The 19,983-nt window shown below is 63.5% G+C and carries 20 protein-coding genes; 9 read left to right on the top strand and 11 right to left on the bottom strand.

Going from position 1 to position 19,983, the window contains the following annotated elements:
- Positions 1–15: 15 nt before the first annotated feature.
- Both PAN31108_RS05860 and PAN31108_RS05855 read right to left on the bottom strand, forming a co-directional pair.
- A complete protein-coding gene (locus tag PAN31108_RS05860) occupies positions 16–852 on the bottom strand; it encodes an alpha/beta fold hydrolase (protein ID WP_150667962.1) in 837 nt (278 codons plus the stop codon).
- Entirely contained in the window at positions 849–1,895 is a 1,047-nt protein-coding gene (locus PAN31108_RS05855; RefSeq protein WP_150667961.1) for a 2,5-dihydroxypyridine 5,6-dioxygenase NicX family protein, read from the bottom strand. The genes PAN31108_RS05860 and PAN31108_RS05855 overlap by 4 nt, the downstream gene beginning before the upstream one ends.
- A 157-nt stretch (positions 1,896–2,052) precedes the next feature.
- Between PAN31108_RS05855 and PAN31108_RS05850 the strand changes: the two genes are divergently transcribed.
- The 5 genes from PAN31108_RS05850 (at position 2,053) to kynA (ending at position 6,288) form a co-directional block, all read left to right on the top strand.
- Positions 2,053–2,571 (top strand): flavin reductase family protein, encoded by a 519-nt coding sequence (locus tag PAN31108_RS05850; RefSeq protein WP_246183804.1) that lies wholly within the window; start codon positions 2,053–2,055, stop codon positions 2,569–2,571.
- A gap of 8 nt (positions 2,572–2,579) precedes the next feature.
- On the top strand, positions 2,580–3,026 hold the full coding sequence (locus tag PAN31108_RS05845; RefSeq protein ID WP_150667959.1) for a MarR family winged helix-turn-helix transcriptional regulator: 447 nt from the start codon (positions 2,580–2,582) through the stop codon (positions 3,024–3,026).
- Between the two features lie 265 nt (positions 3,027–3,291).
- A complete protein-coding gene (gene kynB, locus PAN31108_RS05840) occupies positions 3,292–3,969 on the top strand; it encodes an arylformamidase (protein WP_150667958.1) in 678 nt (225 codons plus the stop codon).
- Between the two features lie 68 nt (positions 3,970–4,037).
- A complete protein-coding gene (kynU, locus tag PAN31108_RS05835) occupies positions 4,038–5,291 on the top strand; it encodes a kynureninase (RefSeq protein WP_150667957.1) in 1,254 nt (417 codons plus the stop codon).
- A 16-nt stretch (positions 5,292–5,307) separates the two neighbouring features.
- Entirely contained in the window at positions 5,308–6,288 is a 981-nt protein-coding gene (gene kynA / locus PAN31108_RS05830; protein WP_150667956.1) for a tryptophan 2,3-dioxygenase, read from the top strand.
- A 99-nt stretch (positions 6,289–6,387) separates the two neighbouring features.
- On the opposite strand, the gene PAN31108_RS05825 is transcribed toward kynA, so the two are convergent.
- Positions 6,388–7,236, bottom strand: a complete 849-nt coding sequence (locus PAN31108_RS05825) for an IclR family transcriptional regulator (protein WP_246183803.1) — start codon at positions 7,234–7,236, stop codon at positions 6,388–6,390.
- Positions 7,237–7,389: 153 nt separating this feature from the next.
- Between PAN31108_RS05825 and PAN31108_RS05820 the strand changes: the two genes are divergently transcribed.
- Entirely contained in the window at positions 7,390–8,583 is a 1,194-nt protein-coding gene (locus PAN31108_RS05820) for an acyl-CoA dehydrogenase (RefSeq protein ID WP_150667955.1), read from the top strand.
- Positions 8,584–8,935: 352 nt separating this feature from the next.
- On the opposite strand, the gene PAN31108_RS05815 is transcribed toward PAN31108_RS05820, so the two are convergent.
- Positions 8,936–9,574, bottom strand: coding sequence for a peroxiredoxin (locus PAN31108_RS05815; RefSeq protein ID WP_150667954.1), 639 nt, complete (start codon positions 9,572–9,574; stop codon positions 8,936–8,938).
- A 225-nt stretch (positions 9,575–9,799) separates the two neighbouring features.
- Between PAN31108_RS05815 and PAN31108_RS05810 the strand changes: the two genes are divergently transcribed.
- From PAN31108_RS05810 to PAN31108_RS05800, 3 genes are all read left to right on the top strand, one after another.
- The gene (locus tag PAN31108_RS05810; RefSeq protein WP_044456631.1) at positions 9,800–10,108 is read left to right on the top strand and encodes an ElaB/YgaM/YqjD family protein; all 309 of its coding nucleotides are present in this window, start codon (positions 9,800–9,802) and stop codon (positions 10,106–10,108) included.
- Positions 10,109–10,203: 95 nt separating this feature from the next.
- Entirely contained in the window at positions 10,204–10,587 is a 384-nt protein-coding gene (locus PAN31108_RS05805) for a phage holin family protein (protein WP_150667953.1), read from the top strand.
- Between the two features lie 13 nt (positions 10,588–10,600).
- Positions 10,601–11,095 carry a DUF3318 domain-containing protein gene (locus tag PAN31108_RS05800; protein ID WP_174994868.1) on the top strand — a complete coding sequence of 165 codons (495 nt, stop codon included), beginning with the start codon at positions 10,601–10,603 and terminating at the stop codon, positions 11,093–11,095.
- A 284-nt stretch (positions 11,096–11,379) separates the two neighbouring features.
- Here PAN31108_RS05800 and PAN31108_RS26595 read toward each other — a convergent pair whose 3' ends face one another.
- From PAN31108_RS26595 to PAN31108_RS05765, 7 genes are all read right to left on the bottom strand, one after another.
- The gene (locus PAN31108_RS26595) at positions 11,380–11,877 is read right to left on the bottom strand and encodes a GspH/FimT family pseudopilin (RefSeq protein ID WP_281350041.1); all 498 of its coding nucleotides are present in this window, start codon (positions 11,875–11,877) and stop codon (positions 11,380–11,382) included.
- A 238-nt stretch (positions 11,878–12,115) separates the two neighbouring features.
- Positions 12,116–12,757, bottom strand: a complete 642-nt coding sequence (locus PAN31108_RS05790) for a pilus assembly protein (RefSeq protein ID WP_150667950.1) — start codon at positions 12,755–12,757, stop codon at positions 12,116–12,118.
- Complete coding sequence (locus tag PAN31108_RS05785) at positions 12,736–13,704, bottom strand: PilW family protein (protein WP_150667949.1); 969 nt, start codon at positions 13,702–13,704, stop codon at positions 12,736–12,738. The genes PAN31108_RS05790 and PAN31108_RS05785 overlap by 22 nt, the downstream gene beginning before the upstream one ends.
- Positions 13,701–14,273 carry a hypothetical protein gene (locus PAN31108_RS05780; RefSeq protein WP_150667948.1) on the bottom strand — a complete coding sequence of 191 codons (573 nt, stop codon included), beginning with the start codon at positions 14,271–14,273 and terminating at the stop codon, positions 13,701–13,703. Before PAN31108_RS05780 ends, PAN31108_RS05785 begins: the two co-directional genes overlap by 4 nt.
- Before the next feature lie 359 nt (positions 14,274–14,632).
- A complete protein-coding gene (locus PAN31108_RS05775) occupies positions 14,633–14,890 on the bottom strand; it encodes an acyl-CoA-binding protein (RefSeq protein ID WP_150667947.1) in 258 nt (85 codons plus the stop codon).
- 417 nt (positions 14,891–15,307) lie between these two features.
- Complete coding sequence (adeC, locus tag PAN31108_RS05770) at positions 15,308–16,789, bottom strand: AdeC/AdeK/OprM family multidrug efflux complex outer membrane factor (protein ID WP_150667946.1); 1,482 nt, start codon at positions 16,787–16,789, stop codon at positions 15,308–15,310.
- 3 nt (positions 16,790–16,792) lie between these two features.
- Complete coding sequence (locus tag PAN31108_RS05765) at positions 16,793–19,972, bottom strand: efflux RND transporter permease subunit (RefSeq protein WP_150667945.1); 3,180 nt, start codon at positions 19,970–19,972, stop codon at positions 16,793–16,795.
- Positions 19,973–19,983: the final 11 nt, after the last annotated feature.

Here is a 19,983-nt window from a genome sequence, read left to right as displayed (position 1 = left end):
GAAATCGGGCGGTGGCTAGAGCGTCGAGAGGAACGCTTGCACCTCGGTATCGAATGCCGCCGCATGCGTGAGATTCATGAGGTGTCCCGCGCCCGGCAGACACACGTAACGGGCATCGGGAATGGACTCGGCCATGCGGGCCATGACTTTCGGCGGCGCGTTGTTGTCGTGCTCGCCTGCGATGAGCAAAACGGGCACGGACAGGCGCGCCAGCGCGGCACGCTGCTCGAAACCCACGAGCGCGTGCAAGGCGGCGCGGTACGCCTCGGGCGTGAGCGCGCCCATGGCGTCCACGGCCACCGATCGGGCCGCCTCGCGCGCGACGTCGTCGGGCTCGCCCAGCATGCCAGGCACAATGGCCTGCGCGATCTCGCGCAAGGTCTTGCCAGCATCGAGCGGCGCGGTGCGTTGACGCACGAACTCGCGCTGGAAGTCGCCGTCCGGCTTGCCGAATGCCGGCGACGTGCCGCACAGCACGAGCCCCGCGACATGGCGCGTGAGCGGCTCACCGCGCGCCATCCATTCCTGCACGACCATGCCGCCCATGCTGTGGCCGACAAGGACGAGAGGAGATGTGGGGGAAGCGCCAGACGACACCAGCCTGTCGAGCCATACGCCGAGCGCGTCGGCCAGCGCCGCCATCGTCGGCGCGGCGGGCATGGCACTCTCGCCATAGCCCGGCATATCCCACGCCGCGACGCGATATCCCGCGGCAACGAACGTCTCGAACTGCGCGGGCCAGACGTCACGATTGCCGCCGATGCCATGCAACAGCACGAGGGTGAGCGGGCCGTCGCCGGCCACGCGGTAGGCAGGACAGTCGTGCTGATCGGCGCGGGCGGGCGTCGTCATGCGAACTCGCCTTGCAGTTGGCCGTCGCGCACCACCACGTCGTCATCGAGCGAGATCGTGCATTTGCGCAGCGGCAGATCGAAGTGGCCCAGCGTGTGGCGTCCCGCTACTTCGTTAGCGCCCGTCGAGTACAGGAAGTTGCCGGCGAATGCGCGTTGCTCCGTGCCGTTGCAGTCACGCTTGTCGTAACAGGCGAGCGCATCCCAGCGCGCCCGTCGATTCAGACCGAAGCCGACATGGGAGACGGCGTACGCCTCGCGATCGCCCCAAGCGGCGAAGTAGTCGCGCATGAGATCGACGTCGACGCCCTCGCCGTCGATCGCCACAACGTAATCGTCTTCGACGGTGAGCGCGATCCGGTCGCGCAGATACTGTTTGAACGTGAGGTTGATGTCGCCCGGCGCCAGCACGAGCCGGCCGCTCACGCTGTGCGCTGCGGGGAACGCCAGCGCCAGCCCGCCGGGCCAGTGTGCGACCTGACCGGGTTTGGCGCACCAGCCCCACACGCCGCCCACGCGCGCGTCGCGAAGCCCGATGCGCAAATCCGTGCCGGCCGCCGACGTCACATGCATTTGCGATGCGCCGCGCAACCGCTTGATCGCAGCACGCACTTTCGGCTCCAGCGCCGGGTCGGTGGCGCAGCGTTCCAGAATCTCGGGATGTTCGTTGGAGACCATCAGCACGCGCGCGCCGCCGCCGAGGATCTCGGGCAGTTCGGGGGCATGCAGCAGGCCTTCGACGGTGCAGTCGACGACCAGCGTTGCCGTCTTGAGCGCGGCGACCACCGGTGCGAGTTGGCCCAAAGCGTCGCTCGCGCCGGTGGAGCGCACCGGCACCGGCGCAGACACGCGCGGGCTCGGGACCACCAGCCGAAACGGCCTGGCGCCGAGCGACTCGGCAGCCAGTTGCGCTAATTCCACGTTCACAGGCCGGGATTGCGTTTCAGCTACAATCGCCACCACGTCACCGGGTCGTATGTCGCAGCGCCGCAAGGTCTCGGCAAATACGTCGATCCACTTATGCTCGATTCGCTCGATCAGCATATCGTCTCCTGAGCGCCTGACCTTCTCGCCCCGAAACGGAGCAACGTTTGGCCATCACGCGTCTTGTCGATCTGTTGTTCGTGCCATAGTATATGAATATTCATACAAATCAACCCGATCAAATTTGCCGGGCGGAATGGACGGGAGTGCAGGGAAAGTGAACGTCAAACACGCCGCAGCGCCGGACTTCGACAGCGCCGCTTTTCGCAGTGCGCTCGGTCAATTTGCGACCGGTGTCACCGTGATCACCACGCGGGCCGACGACGGCTCGCTCATCGGCATTACCGCCAGTTCGTTCAATTCGGTGTCACTCACGCCCCCGCTCATCCTGTGGAGCCTTGCGACGCGAGCCGGCAGCATGCCGGTCTTCCGGGAGAACTCGCATTACGCCGTGAACGTACTCGCAGCCGATCAACTGGATCTCTGCAAACGCTTCGCCACGATGAAAGGCGACCGGTTCGCCGGCGTGCCTTACACGTTGTCGGCCTCGGGCACCCCGGTGCTCGACGGCGCACTGGCCTGGTTCGAATGCCACAATCGCAGCCGATACGACGAAGGCGATCACGTCATCTTCGTCGGTGAAGTCGAGCGTTGCGGCGTGCATGGAGACGTGGCGGATCGCATGCCGCTGATCTTCCACGCCGGTGGCTTCCACAAGCCGCAATCGCTGGGCTGAGGCACGCCATGTCGGTTGCGGGCGCGCCGTTCGTCGACGACTATCTGGCGTATCTGCTCGCCCGCGCGAGTGCGCTCGTCTCGGACGAATTCCATCGTGAAGTCTCCGCCGCCGGGCTCGGCGTGCTGGAGTGGCGCGTGCTCGCCACGCTCTCCGACGCCCGGGCGCGTACCGTCAATCAGTTGACCGATATCGTGCTCGCCAAGCAACCCACGGTCACCAAGGTCATCGACCGGCTCGAAGCGTCCGGGTATGTCGTGCGCGGCGAGAGCGCCACCGACAAGCGCCAGTCGCTCGTGTCGCTCACCGGGGCGGGCGTCGCCCATGTCAAGCCGCTGCTCGACAGCGCACGTCGACACGAGGCACGCGTGCTCGAGCGCTTCGGCGAGACACAGTCGGCACAGTTGAAGGACTCGCTGCGAGAACTCATCCATCAGATGACGCATCGCGGGTAATCCTCGCGCGAAGCCCCTGCCCCCGGCTCCCCCTGTCGCCGCTCCGGCACCCTATCCGAGTGCGGACGAACTCGCATCGAATTCGACCAATTTCATAAAAATTAAAATAATCCACCGAAAAACCGTGAAAAATGTTCGCCGGATTTCAATCTGACGTTACCCGCCCTTCGAATACGCAAGCACCTGCGGCGAGGAATTTCCTAAACTATGGGGGACTTTTCCTTTCATAAATCGCCCGTCGCGGCCCCTCACAGATCGCTTGCGTATGAAAGTTCCGAACGCTGCGGACAACCCCGCCGCCCCACCCGACACGCGCGAGCGTCGCGTATGGGATATCAGCGCGCCACTGTCGGCCGACACTCCGGTCTGGCCGGGCGACACGCCGTTTACCGAGGAGGCCGTCTGGCAGATCGGGCCGGATTGTCCGGTCAATGTGGGACGCATCACGCTGTCGCCGCACACGGGCGCCCATGCGGACGCACCGCGTCATTACGACGCCGCCGGCGTTTGCATCGGTGAAGTCGATCTTCAGACCTATCTGGGGCCCTGCCGGGTGATTCACTGCCTCGGTGCGTCGCCGCTCGTCACGCCGCAGCGGATCGAAGCGCATCTGAAAGACGTGCCGCCACGCGTGCTGCTGCGCACCTACCGGCAAGCCCCCGTTTCACGCTGGGATAGCGAGTTTTGCGCCGTCGCGCCCGAGACCGTCGATCTGCTCGCTTCGCACGGCGTGACGCTGGTGGGCATCGATACGCCGTCGCTCGATCCGCAACAGAGCAAGACGATGGATGCGCATCACCGCATTCGCACGCATCGCATGGCAATCCTCGAAGGGCTGGTGCTCGACGCCATCGCGCCCGGCGATTACGAACTCATCGCGCTACCGCTCAAGTTCACGCGGCTCGACGCCAGCCCGGTTCGCGCCGTGCTGCGTTCGCTCTGAACCGCTGAGCCCCGGCGGCGCATACGCCTCCTTTGCTCGACTACACACCACCTCAACCAACGCAAACCATGACGTCTTCTCGCAACGATTGTCTGGCCCTCGACGCGGCCGATCCGCTCGCCCCGCTGCGTGCCCAATTCGATTTGCCACCGGGAGTGATCTATCTCGACGGCAACTCGCTCGGCGCACGGCCGATCGCGTCGGCCAAACGTGCACAGGAAGTGATTACCGGCGAATGGGGCGTCGGTCTCATTCGTAGCTGGAACGAGGCCGACTGGTTTGCGCTGCCACGCACGCTGGGCGATGCGCTCGCGCCGATCGTCGGCGCGGGCAAGGGCGAAGTCGTGGTGACGGACACCACGTCGAGCAACCTCTTCAAGGTGATGGCCGCTGCGCTCGACGCGCAGCGCTCACGCGCCCCGCAGCGCAAGGTCATCGTCTCCGAGCGCAGCAACTTCCCGACCGATCTGTACATCGTGCAGGGCCTCACGCGTTTGCTCGACGACGGCTATTCGCTGCGTCTGATCGACACGCCGAACGATTTGCCAGGCGCGCTGGACGACGACGTGGCGGTCGTCCTTCTCACGCATGTGAACTATCGCACCGGCGCGATGTATGACATGGCCGGACTGACGGCGCGGATTCATGCGTCTGGCGCCCTGGCGGTGTGGGATCTTTGCCACTCGGCGGGCGCCGTACCGGTCGATCTGAACGGCGCGAACGCCGATTACGCCGTGGGTTGCACCTACAAGTATCTGAACGGCGGCCCGGGCGCACCGGCCTTCGTGTGGGTCAACAAGGCGCATCAGAATACGTTCTGGCAGCCGCTGTCGGGTTGGTGGGGCCATCGCACGCCGTTCGCGATGACGCCGGAATACACCCCCGACGACGGCATCGGACGTTATCTGTGCGGCACGCAGCCGATCATCTCGCTCTCGCTGGTGCAATGTGGTCTGGACATCTTTGCGCAGACGTCGATGGAAGCGCTGCGCAGCAAGTCGCTGGCGCTGACCGATCTGTTCATCGAACTGGTCGAAGCGCGTTGCGCCGAGTTCCCGCTGACGTTGGTGACCCCGCGCGATCATGCGTCGCGCGGGTCGCAGGTGAGCTTCGAGCATCCGCAAGGGTTTGCCGTGATTCAGGCATTGATTGCCCGTGGCGTGATCGGCGACTACCGTGAGCCGCGCATCATGCGTTTCGGCATGACGCCGCTTTACACGAGCTTTGCCGACGTATGGGACTCGGTCGAAATTCTGCGCGACGTGCTGAGCACGGGATCGTGGGACAGGCCCGAATTTCATCGTCGTGGCGCGGTGACTTGAGCGAGGAGCGGTGAGTATGAGCAAGACTGTCCCCACATCCCCGGCATCGACCGACGAACACCCCCTGCCGTCGGCGCCTCAGGCGTCCTCGGGCGGGTGTCCGTTCGGGCACCACAGCGAATACAGCGAAGGCGAGCCCGGTGCGCCGAAGTCCGACCCCGCCGAGCCGGCGAACGCGAACGAATGGCACGACGCCGAGCTCGACTTCTCGAAGCGCATGAGCTACGGCGATTACCTGTCGCTCGATCCGATTCTGAACGCGCAGCATCCGCGCTCGACCGACCACAACGAGATGCTGTTCATCATCCAGCATCAGACGAGCGAACTATGGATGAAGCTCGCGTTGTTCGAGTTGCAGGCGGCGCGTACGGCGGTGCATCACGACGAATTGCCGCCGGCGTTCAAGATGCTGGCCCGCGTGTCGCGCATTCTCGAGCAACTGGTGCAGGCGTGGAGCGTACTTGCGACGATGACGCCGTCGGAGTATTCGTCGATGCGCCCCTCGCTGGGCAGTTCCTCGGGCTTCCAGTCGTATCAGTACCGCATTCTGGAATTCATGCTGGGCAACAAGAATGCGGCGATGCTCCAGCCGCATTCGCATCGTCCGGATCTGTTCCAGCAGGTGGAGGCGGCCCTGAAGGCGCCGTCGTTCTACGACGAAGTGGTACGTTTGCTCGCGCGTCGCGGATTTGCGATTGCGCCGGCGCGACTGGAGCGCGACTGGACGAAACCGACGCCGCACGACAAGAGCGTGGAAGCGGCGTGGCTGGAGGTGTACCGCAATCCGTCGCAGCACTGGGAGCTTTACGAGATGGCAGAAGAACTGGTCGATCTCGAAGACGCTTTCCGCCAGTGGCGCTTCCGTCACGTCACCACCGTCGAGCGCATCATCGGCTTCAAGCAAGGAACCGGCGGCACCAACGGTGCGCCGTATCTGCGCAAGATGCTCGATGTCGTGCTGTTCCCCGAGTTGTGGCACGTCCGAACGTTGCTGTGATTCGCTCCGTCGGATGATGCGCTTAGCGTCTGCCCCTGCTGCTCGGGGCGTGGCGCTAAGCGACGTCTCACCGTCCCCGGTCGAGTGGCCGCCAAGCGCTTACGCGTTACCGCTGAGTCGGGCGGCCAGTTGCTTCAATCGGGGGCCGATCTCTTCGCGAAACACCGCATCGGAAATCGACGACGATGGCCCGCTGCAACTGATCGCGAGCCACCGGTTTTGCCTGACATCGCGAAGCGGCACCGCCACCGCATTCACACCCTCATGCCACTCGCGAAACGAGTAGCAGCACCCCTCGCGCCGGTATGACTCGATGCCCTTGTCGACGCCGGTCTTCAGCGCGTCCCATCCGACATGGCGCAGCGCCGCCGGATTCGCATCGTAGGCGTCGTGCAGGTCGCTGAGCATCGTTTCACGCTCGGTCGGCGTCATGGCCGCGAGATAGACGCGCCCCATCGAACTCGTCAACATCGACAAACGCGACCCCGCCGTCAAACCCAGTGTGAGATGCGCCGAATCGCTGCGAATCGTCTCCAGATACATCATGTCGAGCCCCTCGCGGCAACCGAGCGAGATCGAGCATCCCATCTCCCTGGCCAACGTGCGCATATGAGGACGCGCCAGCGTCAGCATGTCCGTGCCGTTGAGGAACGCATAGCCGAGCGCAAGTACGCCGGCATCCAGCGCATATTTGCCCAGATCGGCGTCGTAACGCAGATAGCCGAGTTCGGTGAGCGTGTAGGCCAACCGGCTGACGGTCGCTTTCGGCAACCCGGTGCGCGCCGCGAAGTCGCGATTGCCCAGCAAGACGTCGTCCGGCCCGAAGGCCCGCAGCAATTCGAGTCCCCGAGCGAGCGCCGTCACGAACTTGCGCTCGTCGTGCGAGGGCGGCACACCGTGCGCCGGCGCACCGGCAAAGGCAGACAGGGACGTTTTGATCACAGCCATCGCGCACTCCGCTTCCAGTCATTGCCAACAGCGTCGGCCAATGCATGCGCTGACCGTTGCCGGGCAAAAAACTTTAGTGTTAAACTAATTTCGATTTCAGAACATTGTTCCGCATTGCGGAACTTCCGTCAAGTTGAATGGAGGAGAAGGGTCATGGCAGGCAATGCACAGTTTCACTGGGAAGATCCGCTGCTGCTCGACGCGCAGCTCACCACCGACGAGCGCATGGTTCGTGACGCTGCGGCCGCCTACGCGAACGACAAGCTCGCGCCGCGCGTGCTCGAAGCCTTCCGTCATGAGCGCACCGACGCGGCGATCTTTCGCGAGATGGGTGAGATCGGCCTGCTCGGCCCCACGATTCCCGAACAATACGGCGGCCCCGGCCTGAACTATGTGGCCTATGGTCTGATCGCCCGCGAAGTCGAGCGCGTGGACTCCGGCTATCGCTCGATGATGTCGGTGCAGTCGTCGCTGGTGATGGTGCCCATCTACGAATTCGGCAGCGAGGCGCAAAAGCAGAAGTATTTGCCGAAACTGGCCAGCGGCGAGTGGATCGGCTGCTTCGGTCTGACCGAACCGAACCACGGCTCGGACCCCGCCGGCATGACAACACGCGCCAGGAAAGTGGCCGGCGGTTACGAGCTGAGCGGGGGCAAGATGTGGATCACGAATTCGCCGATCGCCGACGTCTTCGTGGTGTGGGGCAAGCTCGCCGACGAAAACGGCGAGGAGAAGATTCGCGGGTTTATTCTCGAAAAAGGCTGGAAGGGACTTTCCGCGCCGGCCATTCACGGCAAGGTCGGCCTGCGCGCCTCGATCACCGGCGAGATCGTGATGGATCAGGTCTTTGTGCCGGAAGAGAATCTGATGCCGGGGGTCTCCGGTCTGAAGGGGCCGTTTACCTGCCTGAATTCCGCGCGCTACGGCATCGCCTGGGGCGCGCTCGGTGCGGCCGAATTCTGCTGGCACATGGCGCGTCAGTATGTGCTCGACCGTCAGCAGTTCGGTCGTCCGCTCGCGGCCAATCAGTTGATCCAGAAGAAGCTCGCCGACATGCAGACCGAAATCACGCTGGGCCTGCAAGGCTGCCTGCGTCTGGGCCGCATGAAGGACGAGGGCACGGCTGCCGTCGAGATCACATCGATCATGAAGCGCAACTCATGCGGCAAGGCACTCGACGTCGCCCGACTCGCTCGCGACATGCTCGGCGGCAACGGCATTTCGGACGAATTCGGTATCGCCCGTCATCTCGTGAACCTCGAAGTGGTAAATACTTACGAAGGCACGCATGACATTCACGCCCTGATTCTCGGGCGCGCACAGACGGGTATTCAGGCGTTCTTCTGATCTCGTCGGTTCACCGGATGCGGCCTCAGTAGTCGCAGCGGCAACGATGACGTCGATGCGTCGTGCGAAGTGGCCGGAAGTGCGCGGGGAGGAGGCGATTGCGGCTATCGTGGCTTTCGGCCCTTCTCTCCTTGAATGCGTCCGGCTGCGCGCAGCTCAACGCGGCATGCCTCGCGATTTGACGCGTCGACGAACTTGTCTGGTACGCGCCGTTCTCGCGCCGCATGTCGCGGGCTGTCAATCCCACGAGTGACGGCGCGTACCAAACAAAAATGCCAGCGCACCTCGCGCTGGCATTTTTTTGGACTGCACGTGCTGTGAGCGACGCGCTTGCCTGCGGTTTGCGACCGGATTACTTGTTCGGTTGCGGCGTCAGACGCAGGTACGGACGCACCGCCTTGTAGCCCTTCGGGAATTTCTCCTTGAGCACGGCTTCGTCCTTGAGCGACGGCACGATCACCACGTCTTCGCCATCTTTCCAGTTACCCGGGGTCGCCACCGAGTAGTTGTCGGTCAGTTGCAGCGAGTCGATGACACGCAGGATTTCGTCGAAGTTACGGCCCGTGCTTGCCGGGTACGTGATGATCAGACGCACCTTCTTCTTCGGGTCGATCACGAACAGCGAGCGCACCGTAACGGTCTCGCTGGCATTCGGGTGAATCATGTCGTACAGCTGGGAGACTTTCCGGTCTTTATCCGCCAGGATCGGAAAGTTGACCGTGGTGTTCTGCGTCTCGTTGATGTCGTTGATCCAGCCCTTATGCGACTCGGCGTCGTCCACCGACAGCGCGATAGCCTTCACGTTACGTTTTTCGAACTCGCCCTTGAGTTTGGCGGTCAGACCGAGTTCGGTCGTGCACACCGGCGTGTAGTCGGCCGGATGCGAGAAAAGGACACCCCAGCCATCGCCGAGGAATTCGTGGAATTTGATCGTACCGATCGACGAATCCTGCTCGAAGTCGGGAGCGATATCGCCCAAACGCAATGTCATTTACGGTCTCCTTGAGAACCTTTCACTCAGTGGGAACAAGACTAAAGGATGCTAAGCTTAGTCAGAACGAATAAAAAATTTGTTCCAAATAACGATTCGAAATATATCGCAGACGCGGTGTTGTTTTCTGGCAACGATGCGTTGAAAGCGGTACGATAGTCCCCATATCAGCTGGACCACCCGCACATCTGTTTCGCATTTTCCTCCCAGAACCGGGTAACGATTATGTCGCAAGTGCACACCAACAAGGAGAAGTTCATGACCGATATCAAATCCGTACTGGCCGACGCCGAAGACCTGCTCAAGCAAGCTGCCAACACGACCGGTGAGCGTGCTTCCGAATTGAGCGACAAGGCCCTGGCGCTGCTCAAGCAGGCCAAGGAAAAAGCATCGGACGTTCAGGTCGTCGTCGTGGAAAAGAGCAAACAAGCCGCTCGTGCGACCGACGACTATGTGCACGATCATCCGTGGCAGGCAGTGGGCATCGCCGCCGGTATCGGCGTGGTGATCGGCCTGCTGCTCAACCGTAAGTAAGCTGCGCCGACGCAAGTCGCCCTCTCGCCTACTCTGCCCAAGGCGGAGCCTGCCTGACCGGCGCGACGGGTCCGGCGGGCCGCCCAGTCCAGCCCATGACCGACAATGATCGCACGACCCCGCCGCGGCCTTCGCTGCGGCGCCTCGCTGGTGCGTTGCTCGAGATCGTACAGTCGCGCATCGAACTCATCGGTATCGAACTGACCGAGGAAAAAGAACGCCTGATGGGTGTTGCGTTCCTCGGTCTTGCCGCGATGCTCTTCGGTGTTCTTGCCCTTGTGGCGCTGACCGCGCTGGTGATCGTCATTTTCTGGGACACCTACCGCCTCCAGGCCATGACCGGCATCTTCATCGTGTATCTCTTGCTCGCGGGCTGGTGCGCCACGCGTGCGCGCAATATTCTGCGCGATGCCCCGATGCCGTTCGAAGCCACACTGGCCGAATTCGAAAAGGACCGCGACGCCCTGCGTCCGGACTGAAGGAGAGCTGCCCGTGCCGTTGGAACAGAACCGTCCGCAACGTCCACGCCGCCCGCGACAGTCGCGGCGCTCGCGCCATGAGTTGCTTGCCATCCGCAAGGAACTCGTGCTCACGCGCATCGCGGTCGAGCGCGCCGAACTGATTCAGGCGTCGCACGTCACCCGCGAACGCCTGCGCAACTTCCGCTGGGTTCGCTATCTGCTGCCCGGCGGTTTCGCGAAGTTCTCCGGTCTTGGCGGTCTCGCGAATTCCGGCCTCAAGCTCGGCGGCTTGCTCGAACGCTATCCGCTCGTCAGCTCGGTGGCATCGATCGCACTCACCGGTCTGTCGCATACGCCCATCGGCCGCATCGCCCGGCGCAGCCTCAAGTGGGGCACCGTCGGCGTGCTCGCCTGGCAAGGCATCAAACTCTGGCACGAATCGACGAAGCCTTCCGGACCGCAAGCGGGCGCGTCGCAAGATGCAACGGCCGAGACCGGCAACGATCGCGGCACGCCACCGATGTAATCGCGTCACGCTCGCCGGGCCACATCGCCCGTCGAGCGGACGACCGACGTCGCCACTCCCGCCTCGCCTCCCCTGCCTCCCCTGCCTCGCATCTCCCGCGTCGCCCCTCCCGCCTCGCGTACCCGCCGCAAGCCGTGCGGGATATTTTGCACGCCCGATTCGCAGCACGCCCCGCCGTATCTCATCTGCCACACGAGCGCCGCCGCACACCGTCCGGTATGTTTCGCAAGCCCGATACTCGGTGCTCCCCCGGCACGATGCACAAAACGGCATCGCGCCATCGACTACGCATCGCAGCGCTTTGCAACGCGGGCGCGTCCGTAAGCATTGATGGTGATGCACACACGTCGCCCATACCCTGCAATGCGCACGGTGCCCGAGAGCCATTTGTGCGCCTCGGTTCGTATGAACCCGCTTTCCGAAAACGCAAGCCCCTCCGTGTAGTACAGGCCCCATCTCGCCTCAATGGATACGCCTCGCGGCAGCGGTGCGTAGCGGGCGAGCAGTGGCTCGCCGTCATCGAAGCGATGGTTTCGATTCTCGTCGACGAACGTCACCCAGCCGCCACTCAAACTCGCGCCGTCATGCGGCGCGATGGCGATCCGACGGTGTCGCGCAATGGCCTCTGCCCTGGCAGTCTGCATCGCCGCCATGAAAGCGCGTGCGGTGATGTCCACGCCGACACGGCGTCGCACCGCATCTATCGACGGCGCTACCGCCATGATCGCCACGACCATGATCGCCATCGCAACAAGGCATTCGATCAACGTCACGCCTCGCATCGCTCGGCCGCGCCACCTTGGCTGCGGCGATCGAATCGTACGATTCGTACGATTCGCACAAATCACGGGAATGGCACGCATGACACGAATCGCGTGTCGCAGACGCAGCGCTCGCGCTCCGCGCCCGGCGCCGGCGACATCGACCTCACCGGCCCGAACGACGCCGGCGCTTCGCCCGATCGCGACGACGACCGCGCACGCCCGGCACCGGCACAAAATGTCCGTAGCGATTCGTGCATTACACATCGCAGCGCTCCCGACGTCGCCCGGGCTCAGCCGTCACTACCGAACTGTCGTGCCACGCCACAACCTCGCGCCAGTTCAGCCGCCGCGACGCGTACGATCCGGACGCCACGCTTGCGCCGTTCTGCCCCCCAGCTCGCGCGCTCACTTCATAGACGGCCTGTAGAAAAACACGCGTCCCCGGCAGATTCCCGCACCCCATCGCACTGATGCGATAGCGCCGTATCGGTGACGCCCTCGCCACCTTCTCCAATGCGCCGTTGGGGTACACACCGGTAAAGGCGATTCGCTCGATGAAGTAGCGCGCGTTATCGGTCCGGACGACCTCGCGACCATTCCAATCGACCTTGACCCACCCTGCCACGCGGTTCTGCTCGCGGTAGCCCGTTCGATAGCTCGCCGCCATGATGTCATGGGGTCCGGCGTCGAGTTCGCTCAGGGCCGCTATCTCGGATGCCTGCGCACCACGCACCAACCTGTCGTGGCCCACCCGCAGCGCATTGTCGGCCGCCGCGAAAGCCACGGCGCGGTCGTTCGTATAAGCGATAAAACGACTCGCCATCTGCCGATGTTGAATGCCCGAGGCCGCCAGCGCCATCAGTGCGGCCAACCACATCACGATGAAGACGCCAGCCACTTCGCCGCCTCCTCCACGCCACCATCATTACGCCGATAGGCCACCGCGTTGAACACATGCAAATGGACGTTGCCCGCATTGGAGAGCCATTTGTACTCCCGGCCACCCGACGCGGCATCGAAGACTTCAACCGTGCGGCCAACGCGCGGCTTACCTCCCGCACGCGGTGCGCCACGCACCACCAGCGAAAACGCCACAGCGCCGATGTTTTCCCATCCGCCCGAACCCAATGGCGGATTTGGCGGCTTGCGGCGCGCACTCTTGACCGGCGACATCCACCGTAACGGGCCAGTGCCGCCTGCGCGAACGCCAAGTCGGATGTACATCGCTTCAACCCCCATCACCAACGCCTGTGCCGGATGCAGATCCGTGAAATGCGCCGCGCGCTCCCCATATCGGCAAAACAGCGAGGGAATGCCATCCTCCCCCTTGTCGACGTAGAAGATGCTGAGGTTCCGGTTATCCCCGTTGCTGCGCGCCCTCACATTGAGTCCCGCGCAGTTCTGCACCGCACCGCTGCCATTGCCGTTCTCGTCGCCAAAGCCAGCGCCGTGGAATTGCACCTCGAGAATCGAACTCCCTTGCCAGCCGCGTTTCGGGCAGGTGTCCACCGTGCTGGCGCACTCGGCGCTCGCGCGCAGCGACGGCCAATCGCGCTTACGCGCGTCGTCCAGCGGACGAATCAGGCCCTCCGCCGGATCCCAATTCCTATAGCCCGCCATGGCGACAGCGCGAGAGAGCTGCGTCAGCGCGAAGACGGCCCGCTCGTTCACGTCGTATCGCTCGGCCTGCACGCGCCACAACCGGATGCCCGCCAGATAGATCGCCGTTGCCGCCATCACGATCATCAGCCCCAAGGGCATGGCAATGACCCATTCAAGTAAAGTGAAGCCACTGGCGCGGTGTTGTCGTCTCACAAGCGGACGGTCGTTGCGCCACATCGTCATGATCGACGGTCGATGGCTGAGGTAACGCCCGACACGAGGGACGGCATCGGCGCACCACCTCGATCAAGCGATGGTGCGGGCGACGCCGCCAACACCGCACCAGAGGCAGGCAAGCGTCGATGCTCGACGCAAGCCCGGTCGTCGCACGCCGGTGACGGCATCGCCATCGCGATCGCCTTCTGCGAGGTGACAAGTTCCGCAGACGACATGCCGCCAGCCGCCTGCCAATGCGCAAATCCCTGTGCGCCCGCCATCAAGGCAGTCAGCGTGAACATCACGTCGAGAAGCGCCGCCCCTCGCATGACACGCAGGCGATGAACTCGCGCCGCACATCGCACAGACGCGGGCGATTTCCCGGCGGCCGTCGAAGCCCGTAAGCGCGCGTCCTCCTCCTTCGCCGACAACAGCCGCTTGCGTGCCGCGTCGTGCGCGGGCGTACCCGGTCGGGGCAGGGATAGCGTTCCTGTTCGACGCGCCTGATGTTTTCGATGCATCCGTCGGCCGGTCCGTGTGTCGCGCGATAGGTGCCGGCCAGTCATTTTCATCGTGGGGTGGCGATCCTGCTGCATGGTGCGGTTCCTCATCTCGTTGATCGTTGACGACGCCTCCATCGTCGCGCACCGGGGCCACTGCGCCAATCGGACAAGACCGCAAAACCCACCTCGTTATGTGCCACCGCGCTTTTCACACGCAAGACGTCATGCACGCTCATTTCACATGTCAACGCCAAAGGGTCGGCGGCAAATGGCACATGCCCCCGCCATGCTTGCGCTGACGACAACGCCCTGCATTTTCTCTCCCCGAGATCCGCCAATAAAAAACGGCGACCGAAGTCGCCGTTTTTGGCATGTCATGCGAATGCGCTTGCGTCAGGCATCGCCATCACATCGCGTCGCACACGAAGCGGGCAACGCGAAACGTCCCGCCGTCACTTCTTGAGGGACCCGATGAGATTGACGTACTCCTGCTGCACGGCCTCTTTCGACTGACCCTTGAGCATTCCCCAGGCGTCGAATTTGGCGCGGGCGACGAAATCCATCGCACCGGGGCGCGAGCCGGTCACGTCACCCTCGGTGCCTTGCTTGAATAGCGCGTAGATACGCAGCAGTGTCAGATTGTCGGGACGTTCGGGCAGCGTCTTGGACTGTGCCACCGCCTCATCGAAGCGGGCTTGAAGATCGCTCATGTGTCTCTCCCTGGAAAAACAGTCAGCTTATAAGTGCCCCGTACGACGCGCGGGCGATGGCCGCAGACGCACAGGCGTCGACGCTCGGGGTGTTGCGAATACAACGCGAACAAGGATAGCCACGATGGCCTATGCAAGGTAGGGGCCAGCGTAGAAGCCAGCGTCTAAACCTCTCGGGAACTGAGCCGTTTTTTCAAGCAACGCACATGCGTGAATACAATCGGCCCCCGCTCGATCCCCTGGCAATCCCTTGCCAATCGCTGATCGATATCTGACCGATATCTGCCCGATCGATGGTTCGCGGTGTCAAAGCCCCATGCAAAACGCCCGGCCATGGCCGGGCGTTTCGACTTTCAAGCCTTCCGTCGGAGCAGGACATGCGAACGAATCAGGCGGTGCTCATGTCCCGCCGTGCGATCACGACGCCGATGCCGCCGATGCCGCGCCGGCGTTGGCCGGCACGCTGTGCTCCTGCCAACCGCCGCCGAGCGCCTTGTACAGCGTAACGAGATTGGTCCAGCGCGCCAGACGCGTCGAGATCAGCGTCTGCTGCGACGAATACAGCGAGCGTTGCGCGACCAGCGCGTTCAGATAGCTGTCCACGCCATTGCGATAGCGCATGTCCGAGAGTTTGTAGCTCTCGTCGCTCGCCTTCACGAGCGATTCCTGCGCCGCAATCTGGTCGTCGAGCGTGCCGCGTGCGGCCAACCCGTCGGACACCTCGCGGAACGCCGTCTGAATCGCCTTCTCGTAGTTGGCGATCTCGATGCGCTTTTGCACCTTGGCCAGATCGAGGTTGGCGATGTTCTGCCCGCCCGCGAAGATCGGCAGCGTGATGGTCGGTGCGAACGACCATGCGCCCTGCCCGCCCTTGAACAGATTGCTCAGCGACGCGCTCGCCGTTCCCGCATTCGCCGTGAGCGAAATGGACGGGAAGAACGCGGCACGCGCTGCGCCGATGTTCGCATTGGCCCCCTTGAGCGTGTGCTCGGCGGCCGTCACGTCCGGACGACGCAGCAGCAGATCGGACGGCAACCCTGCGGGCAGATCGGCCAGCAGGCCCTGCCCGTCGAGCGGACGTGCCGGCGGCAAATCGGCCGGCAACGGCTGGCCGATGAGCAGCGCCAGCGCGTTTTCGTCCTGCGCCACCTGACGCGTGTACTGCGCGAAATTCGCCCGCGCCGTATCGACCGGCGTTTGCGCCTGACGCAGATCCAGCCCCGAGGCCGTTCCCACGTCGAAGCTGCGCTTGGTGAGGTCGTACGACGATTGCTGGCTCTTGAGCGTGTCGGCCGTCAGCTTGAGCAGTTCCTGATCGGCCAGCCACGTGAGATACGCCGTCGCCACTTCCGAAACGAGCGTGATGTGCGCCGCCTTGGCCGTGTCCTCGCTCGCCAGATACGTCTCCAACGCCTGATCCTTCAGGCTCTGGATACGACCGAACAGGTCGAGTTCATACGACGTGAAGCCCACGCCGACCTGATAGCTGCGGCTGATGCCGGCACGCCCCGACGCCGACAGATCTGCCGGCGAGCGCTGAACCGACGCCTGCCCCGCCGCCCCCACCGAGGGCAGCAGCGCCGCGCGCTGAATCTGATACTGCGCGCGTGCCGCTTCGACGTTGAGCATCGAGACGCGCAGATCGCGGTTGTTCTGCAGCGCGATCTCGATCAGCTTTTGCAGACGCGGATCGGCGAAGAACTCGCGCCAGCCCAGTTCGGCGGCCACGACGTTGCTGTCGGTGGCGCCGTTCTGGTTCGCCGCAGCGGGCGTCTTGTAAGCCGGGCCCGTGGGGAACGCGGTGGCGACCGGCGCCTCGGGCCGCTCGTAATGCGGCGCGAGGGTACAGCCTGCCAGGAACGCTGCCGCCAAGGCCATCGGCAATGCTTTGTGCTTCATAGGTCAGTTTCCTTCCTTGGCGGGACCGTCGGTTGCGTCCGGTTTTTCGTGACGCGCTTCCGGATGCTCCACCGTATCCAGATCCTCATGGGCGAAGCGCTTGCGCACCAGCACGAAGAAGACCGGCACGTAGTAGATCGCGAGGAACGTCGCGGCCAGCATACCGCCGATCACGCCTGTACCGATTGCGTGCTGCGACGCCGAACCCGCACCGTTCGAGATCGCCAGCGGCAGCACCCCGAGAATGAACGCCATCGACGTCATCAGAATCGGTCGCAGACGCAACCGCACCGCCTCCATCGTCGCTTCCATCAGCGTACGGCCCTGCTCTTGCAGATCCTTGGCGAATTCCACGATCAGAATCGCGTTCTTCGCCGACAGCCCCACGGTCGTCAACAGACCCACCTGGAAGTACACGTCGTTCGACAATCCGCGCAGCGTTGCTGCCAGCAGTGCCCCCAACACCCCCAGCGGCACCACCAGAATCACCGAGAACGGGATCGACCAGCTTTCGTACAACGCGGCCAGACACAGGAACACGATCAGGATGGAGATCGCATACAGCGCCGGCGCCTGCGAGCCCGAAATACGCTCTTCGAACGACAGCCCTGTCCACTCCAGACCGATACCCGGCGGGAGTTGCTTCGCGATCTCTTCGACCGCCTTCATCGCGTCACCCGACGATTTGCCCGGTGCCGGCATGCCCTGAATTTCCACGGCAGGCACGCCGTTGTAACGCTCCAGACGCGGCGAGCCGTACGTCCACTTGCCGGTGGCGAAGGCCGAGAACGGCACCATCGTCCCGCTGCTGTTGCGCACGTAGAGCTTGTTGATGTCCTGCGGCAGCATCCGGTCCTTCGGTTCCGCCATCACGTACACCTTCTTCACGCGACCGCGGTCGATGAAGTCGTTCACGTACGACGAGCCCCATGACGCCGACAGCGTCTGGTAGACGTCGGAGATCGACAGGCCCAATGCGGCCGCCTTTTCTTCGTCGACGTCGACCTTGTACTGCGGGGTGTCGTCCAGCCCGTTCGGACGCATGTTCGCGAGGTTCGGGTTCTTCGCCGCCATGCCCAGCAACTGATTTCGTGCCGCCATGAGCGCGTCGTGGCCGAGGCCTGCGCGATCCTGCAACTCGAAGTCGATACCGCCCGCGTTACCGAGTTCCGGCACCGACGGCGGGTTGATGGCGAAGATCATGGCGTCTTTCACGCTGGCGAAAGCCTGATAGGAACGCGCGATCACGGCCTGCACCTTGAGGTCCGATGCCTGACGGTCTTCCCACGGCTTCATCATCGTGAACGCCAGACCCACGTTCTGACCCCGGCCGTTAAAGCCGAAGCCCGTCACCGTGAAGATCGAACGAACCGAATCCTTTTCCTTCTCGAGGTAGTGCTTCTCGACCTGCTTCATGACGTCGAGCGTACGCTCCTGCGTCGCCCCCGGCGGCAATTGCACGAGGTTGAAGAAGTAGCCCTGGTCTTCGTCGGGCAAGAACGCCGTCGGCATGCGCACGAACAGGAAGCCGACCACCGCCACGATCACGACATAGACGACCACGAACGGCGTGGTGCGCTTGAGAATGCGCTCCACCTGGCCCTGGTATGCCTTCGAACCGCTGTCGAACTTGCGGTTGAACCAGCCGAAGAAGCCGCGCTTCTCGTGGACCTCGCCCTTCTTGATCGGCTTGAGGATCGTCGCGCACATGGCCGGCGTCAGCACGATCGCCACGAGCACCGACAGCGCCATGGCCGCCACGATCGTCAGCGAGAACTGACGATAGATGGCGCCGGTCGAGCCGCCGAAGAACGCCATCGGCACGAACACCGCCGAGAGCACGAGCGCCACGCCCACCAGCGCGCCGACGATCTGATCCATCGCCTTCTTCGTCGCTTCCTTCGGACTGAGCCCCTCCTCGGCCATCACCCGCTCGACGTTTTCGACCACCACGATCGCATCGTCGACAAGCAGACCGATGGCCAGCACGAGACCGAACATCGACAGGGTGTTGATGGAGAAACCTGCGGCGCCCATGATGCCGAACGTACCGAGCAGCACCACCGGCACGGCAATCGTCGGGATGATCGTCGCCCGCAGGTTTTGCAGGAACAGATACATCACGAGGAACACGAGCACGATACCCTCGATGAGGGTCTTGATCACTTCCTCGATCGAGATCTTCACGAACGGCGTGGTGTCGTACGGATAGTCGACCTTCATGCCTTGCGGGAAGTACGGCTCAAGCTCGGTGACCTGCTGCTTGACCGCCGTTGCCGTTTGCAGCGCGTTCGCGCCGGTGGCCAGCGTAATCGCCAGACCGGCGGCGGGCTTGCCGTTGTAACGGGCCACCACCTGATACGATTCGCCGCCCAGCTCGATACGCGCCACGTCGCCCAGACGCACTTGCGAGCCGTCCTTGTTGACCTTGAGCAGAATCTTGCGGAATTGCTCGGGCGTTTGCAGACGGCTTTGGGCCGTCACCGTCGCGTTGAGCTGCTGGCCCTTCACCGCAGGCGCGCCACCCAGCTCACCGGCCGAGATCTGCACGTTCTGCGCCTGAATGGCGTTCGAGACGTCGATAACGGTCAGGTTGTAGCCGTTGAGCTTCTGCGGATCGACCCACACGCGCATGGCGTACTGCGAACCGAATAACTGGACCTGACCCACGCCGTTCACACGGCTGATCGGATCCTGCACGTTGGCCGCGATGTAGTTCGCCAGGTCGATGTCGGTCATCGTGCCGTCATCGGAATACGCGCCGATCACCAGCAGGAAGTTTTTGGTCGCCTTCGCGACCTTGATACCTTGCTGTTGCACCTGCTGCGGCAGCAGCGGCGTGGCGAGTTGCAGTTTGTTCTGCACCTGCACCTGCGCGATGTCCGGGTTCGTGCCTTGCGCGAACGTCAGCGTGATCTGCGCGGTACCCGAGCCGTCGGACGTCGACGACATGTATTCCAGGTGGTCGATACCGTTCATCTGCTGCTCGATCACCTGCGTGACCGTATCCTGCACGGTCTGCGCCGAAGCGCCCGGGTAGACTGCGGTGATCTGCACGGACGGCGGTGCGATCGGCGGGTACTGCGAGACCGGCAGCTTCAGAATCGAGAGCGCGCCGGCCAGCATGATGACAATGGCGATCACCCAAGCAAAGATCGGGCGATCGATAAAAAACTTTGCCATGAATGAGGCTC

It is taken from the genome of Pandoraea anhela, assembly GCF_902459655.1.
Lineage (GTDB): Bacteria > Pseudomonadota > Gammaproteobacteria > Burkholderiales > Burkholderiaceae > Pandoraea > Pandoraea anhela.
This window is presented reverse-complemented; position numbering and strand designations above follow the sequence as displayed.

Bases quoted from the DNA above. Each gene is read 5' to 3' on its own strand.
- PAN31108_RS05820 (WP_150667955.1), top strand. From the start codon at position 7,390: ATGGCAGGCAATGCACAGTTTCACTGGGAAGATCCGCTGCTGCTCGAC.
- PAN31108_RS05815 (WP_150667954.1), bottom strand. From the start codon at position 9,574: ATGACATTGCGTTTGGGCGATATCGCTCCCGACTTCGAGCAGGATTCG.
- PAN31108_RS05810 (WP_044456631.1), top strand. From the start codon at position 9,800: ATGTCGCAAGTGCACACCAACAAGGAGAAGTTCATGACCGATATCAAA.
- PAN31108_RS05775 (WP_150667947.1), bottom strand. From the start codon at position 14,890: ATGAGCGATCTTCAAGCCCGCTTCGATGAGGCGGTGGCACAGTCCAAG.
- adeC (WP_150667946.1), bottom strand. From the start codon at position 16,789: ATGAAGCACAAAGCATTGCCGATGGCCTTGGCGGCAGCGTTCCTGGCA.
- kynB (WP_150667958.1), top strand. From the start codon at position 3,292: ATGAAAGTTCCGAACGCTGCGGACAACCCCGCCGCCCCACCCGACACG.
- PAN31108_RS05780 (WP_150667948.1), bottom strand. From the start codon at position 14,273: ATGCAGCAGGATCGCCACCCCACGATGAAAATGACTGGCCGGCACCTA.
- PAN31108_RS05765 (WP_150667945.1), bottom strand. From the start codon at position 19,972: ATGGCAAAGTTTTTTATCGATCGCCCGATCTTTGCTTGGGTGATCGCC.
- PAN31108_RS05785 (WP_150667949.1), bottom strand. From the start codon at position 13,704: ATGACGATGTGGCGCAACGACCGTCCGCTTGTGAGACGACAACACCGC.
- PAN31108_RS05825 (WP_246183803.1), bottom strand. From the start codon at position 7,236: ATGGCTGTGATCAAAACGTCCCTGTCTGCCTTTGCCGGTGCGCCGGCG.
- PAN31108_RS05845 (WP_150667959.1), top strand. From the start codon at position 2,580: ATGTCGGTTGCGGGCGCGCCGTTCGTCGACGACTATCTGGCGTATCTG.
- PAN31108_RS05855 (WP_150667961.1), bottom strand. From the start codon at position 1,895: ATGCTGATCGAGCGAATCGAGCATAAGTGGATCGACGTATTTGCCGAG.
- PAN31108_RS05860 (WP_150667962.1), bottom strand. From the start codon at position 852: ATGACGACGCCCGCCCGCGCCGATCAGCACGACTGTCCTGCCTACCGC.
- PAN31108_RS26595 (WP_281350041.1), bottom strand. From the start codon at position 11,877: ATGCGAGGCGTGACGTTGATCGAATGCCTTGTTGCGATGGCGATCATG.
- PAN31108_RS05805 (WP_150667953.1), top strand. From the start codon at position 10,204: ATGACCGACAATGATCGCACGACCCCGCCGCGGCCTTCGCTGCGGCGC.
- kynA (WP_150667956.1), top strand. From the start codon at position 5,308: ATGAGCAAGACTGTCCCCACATCCCCGGCATCGACCGACGAACACCCC.
- kynU (WP_150667957.1), top strand. From the start codon at position 4,038: ATGACGTCTTCTCGCAACGATTGTCTGGCCCTCGACGCGGCCGATCCG.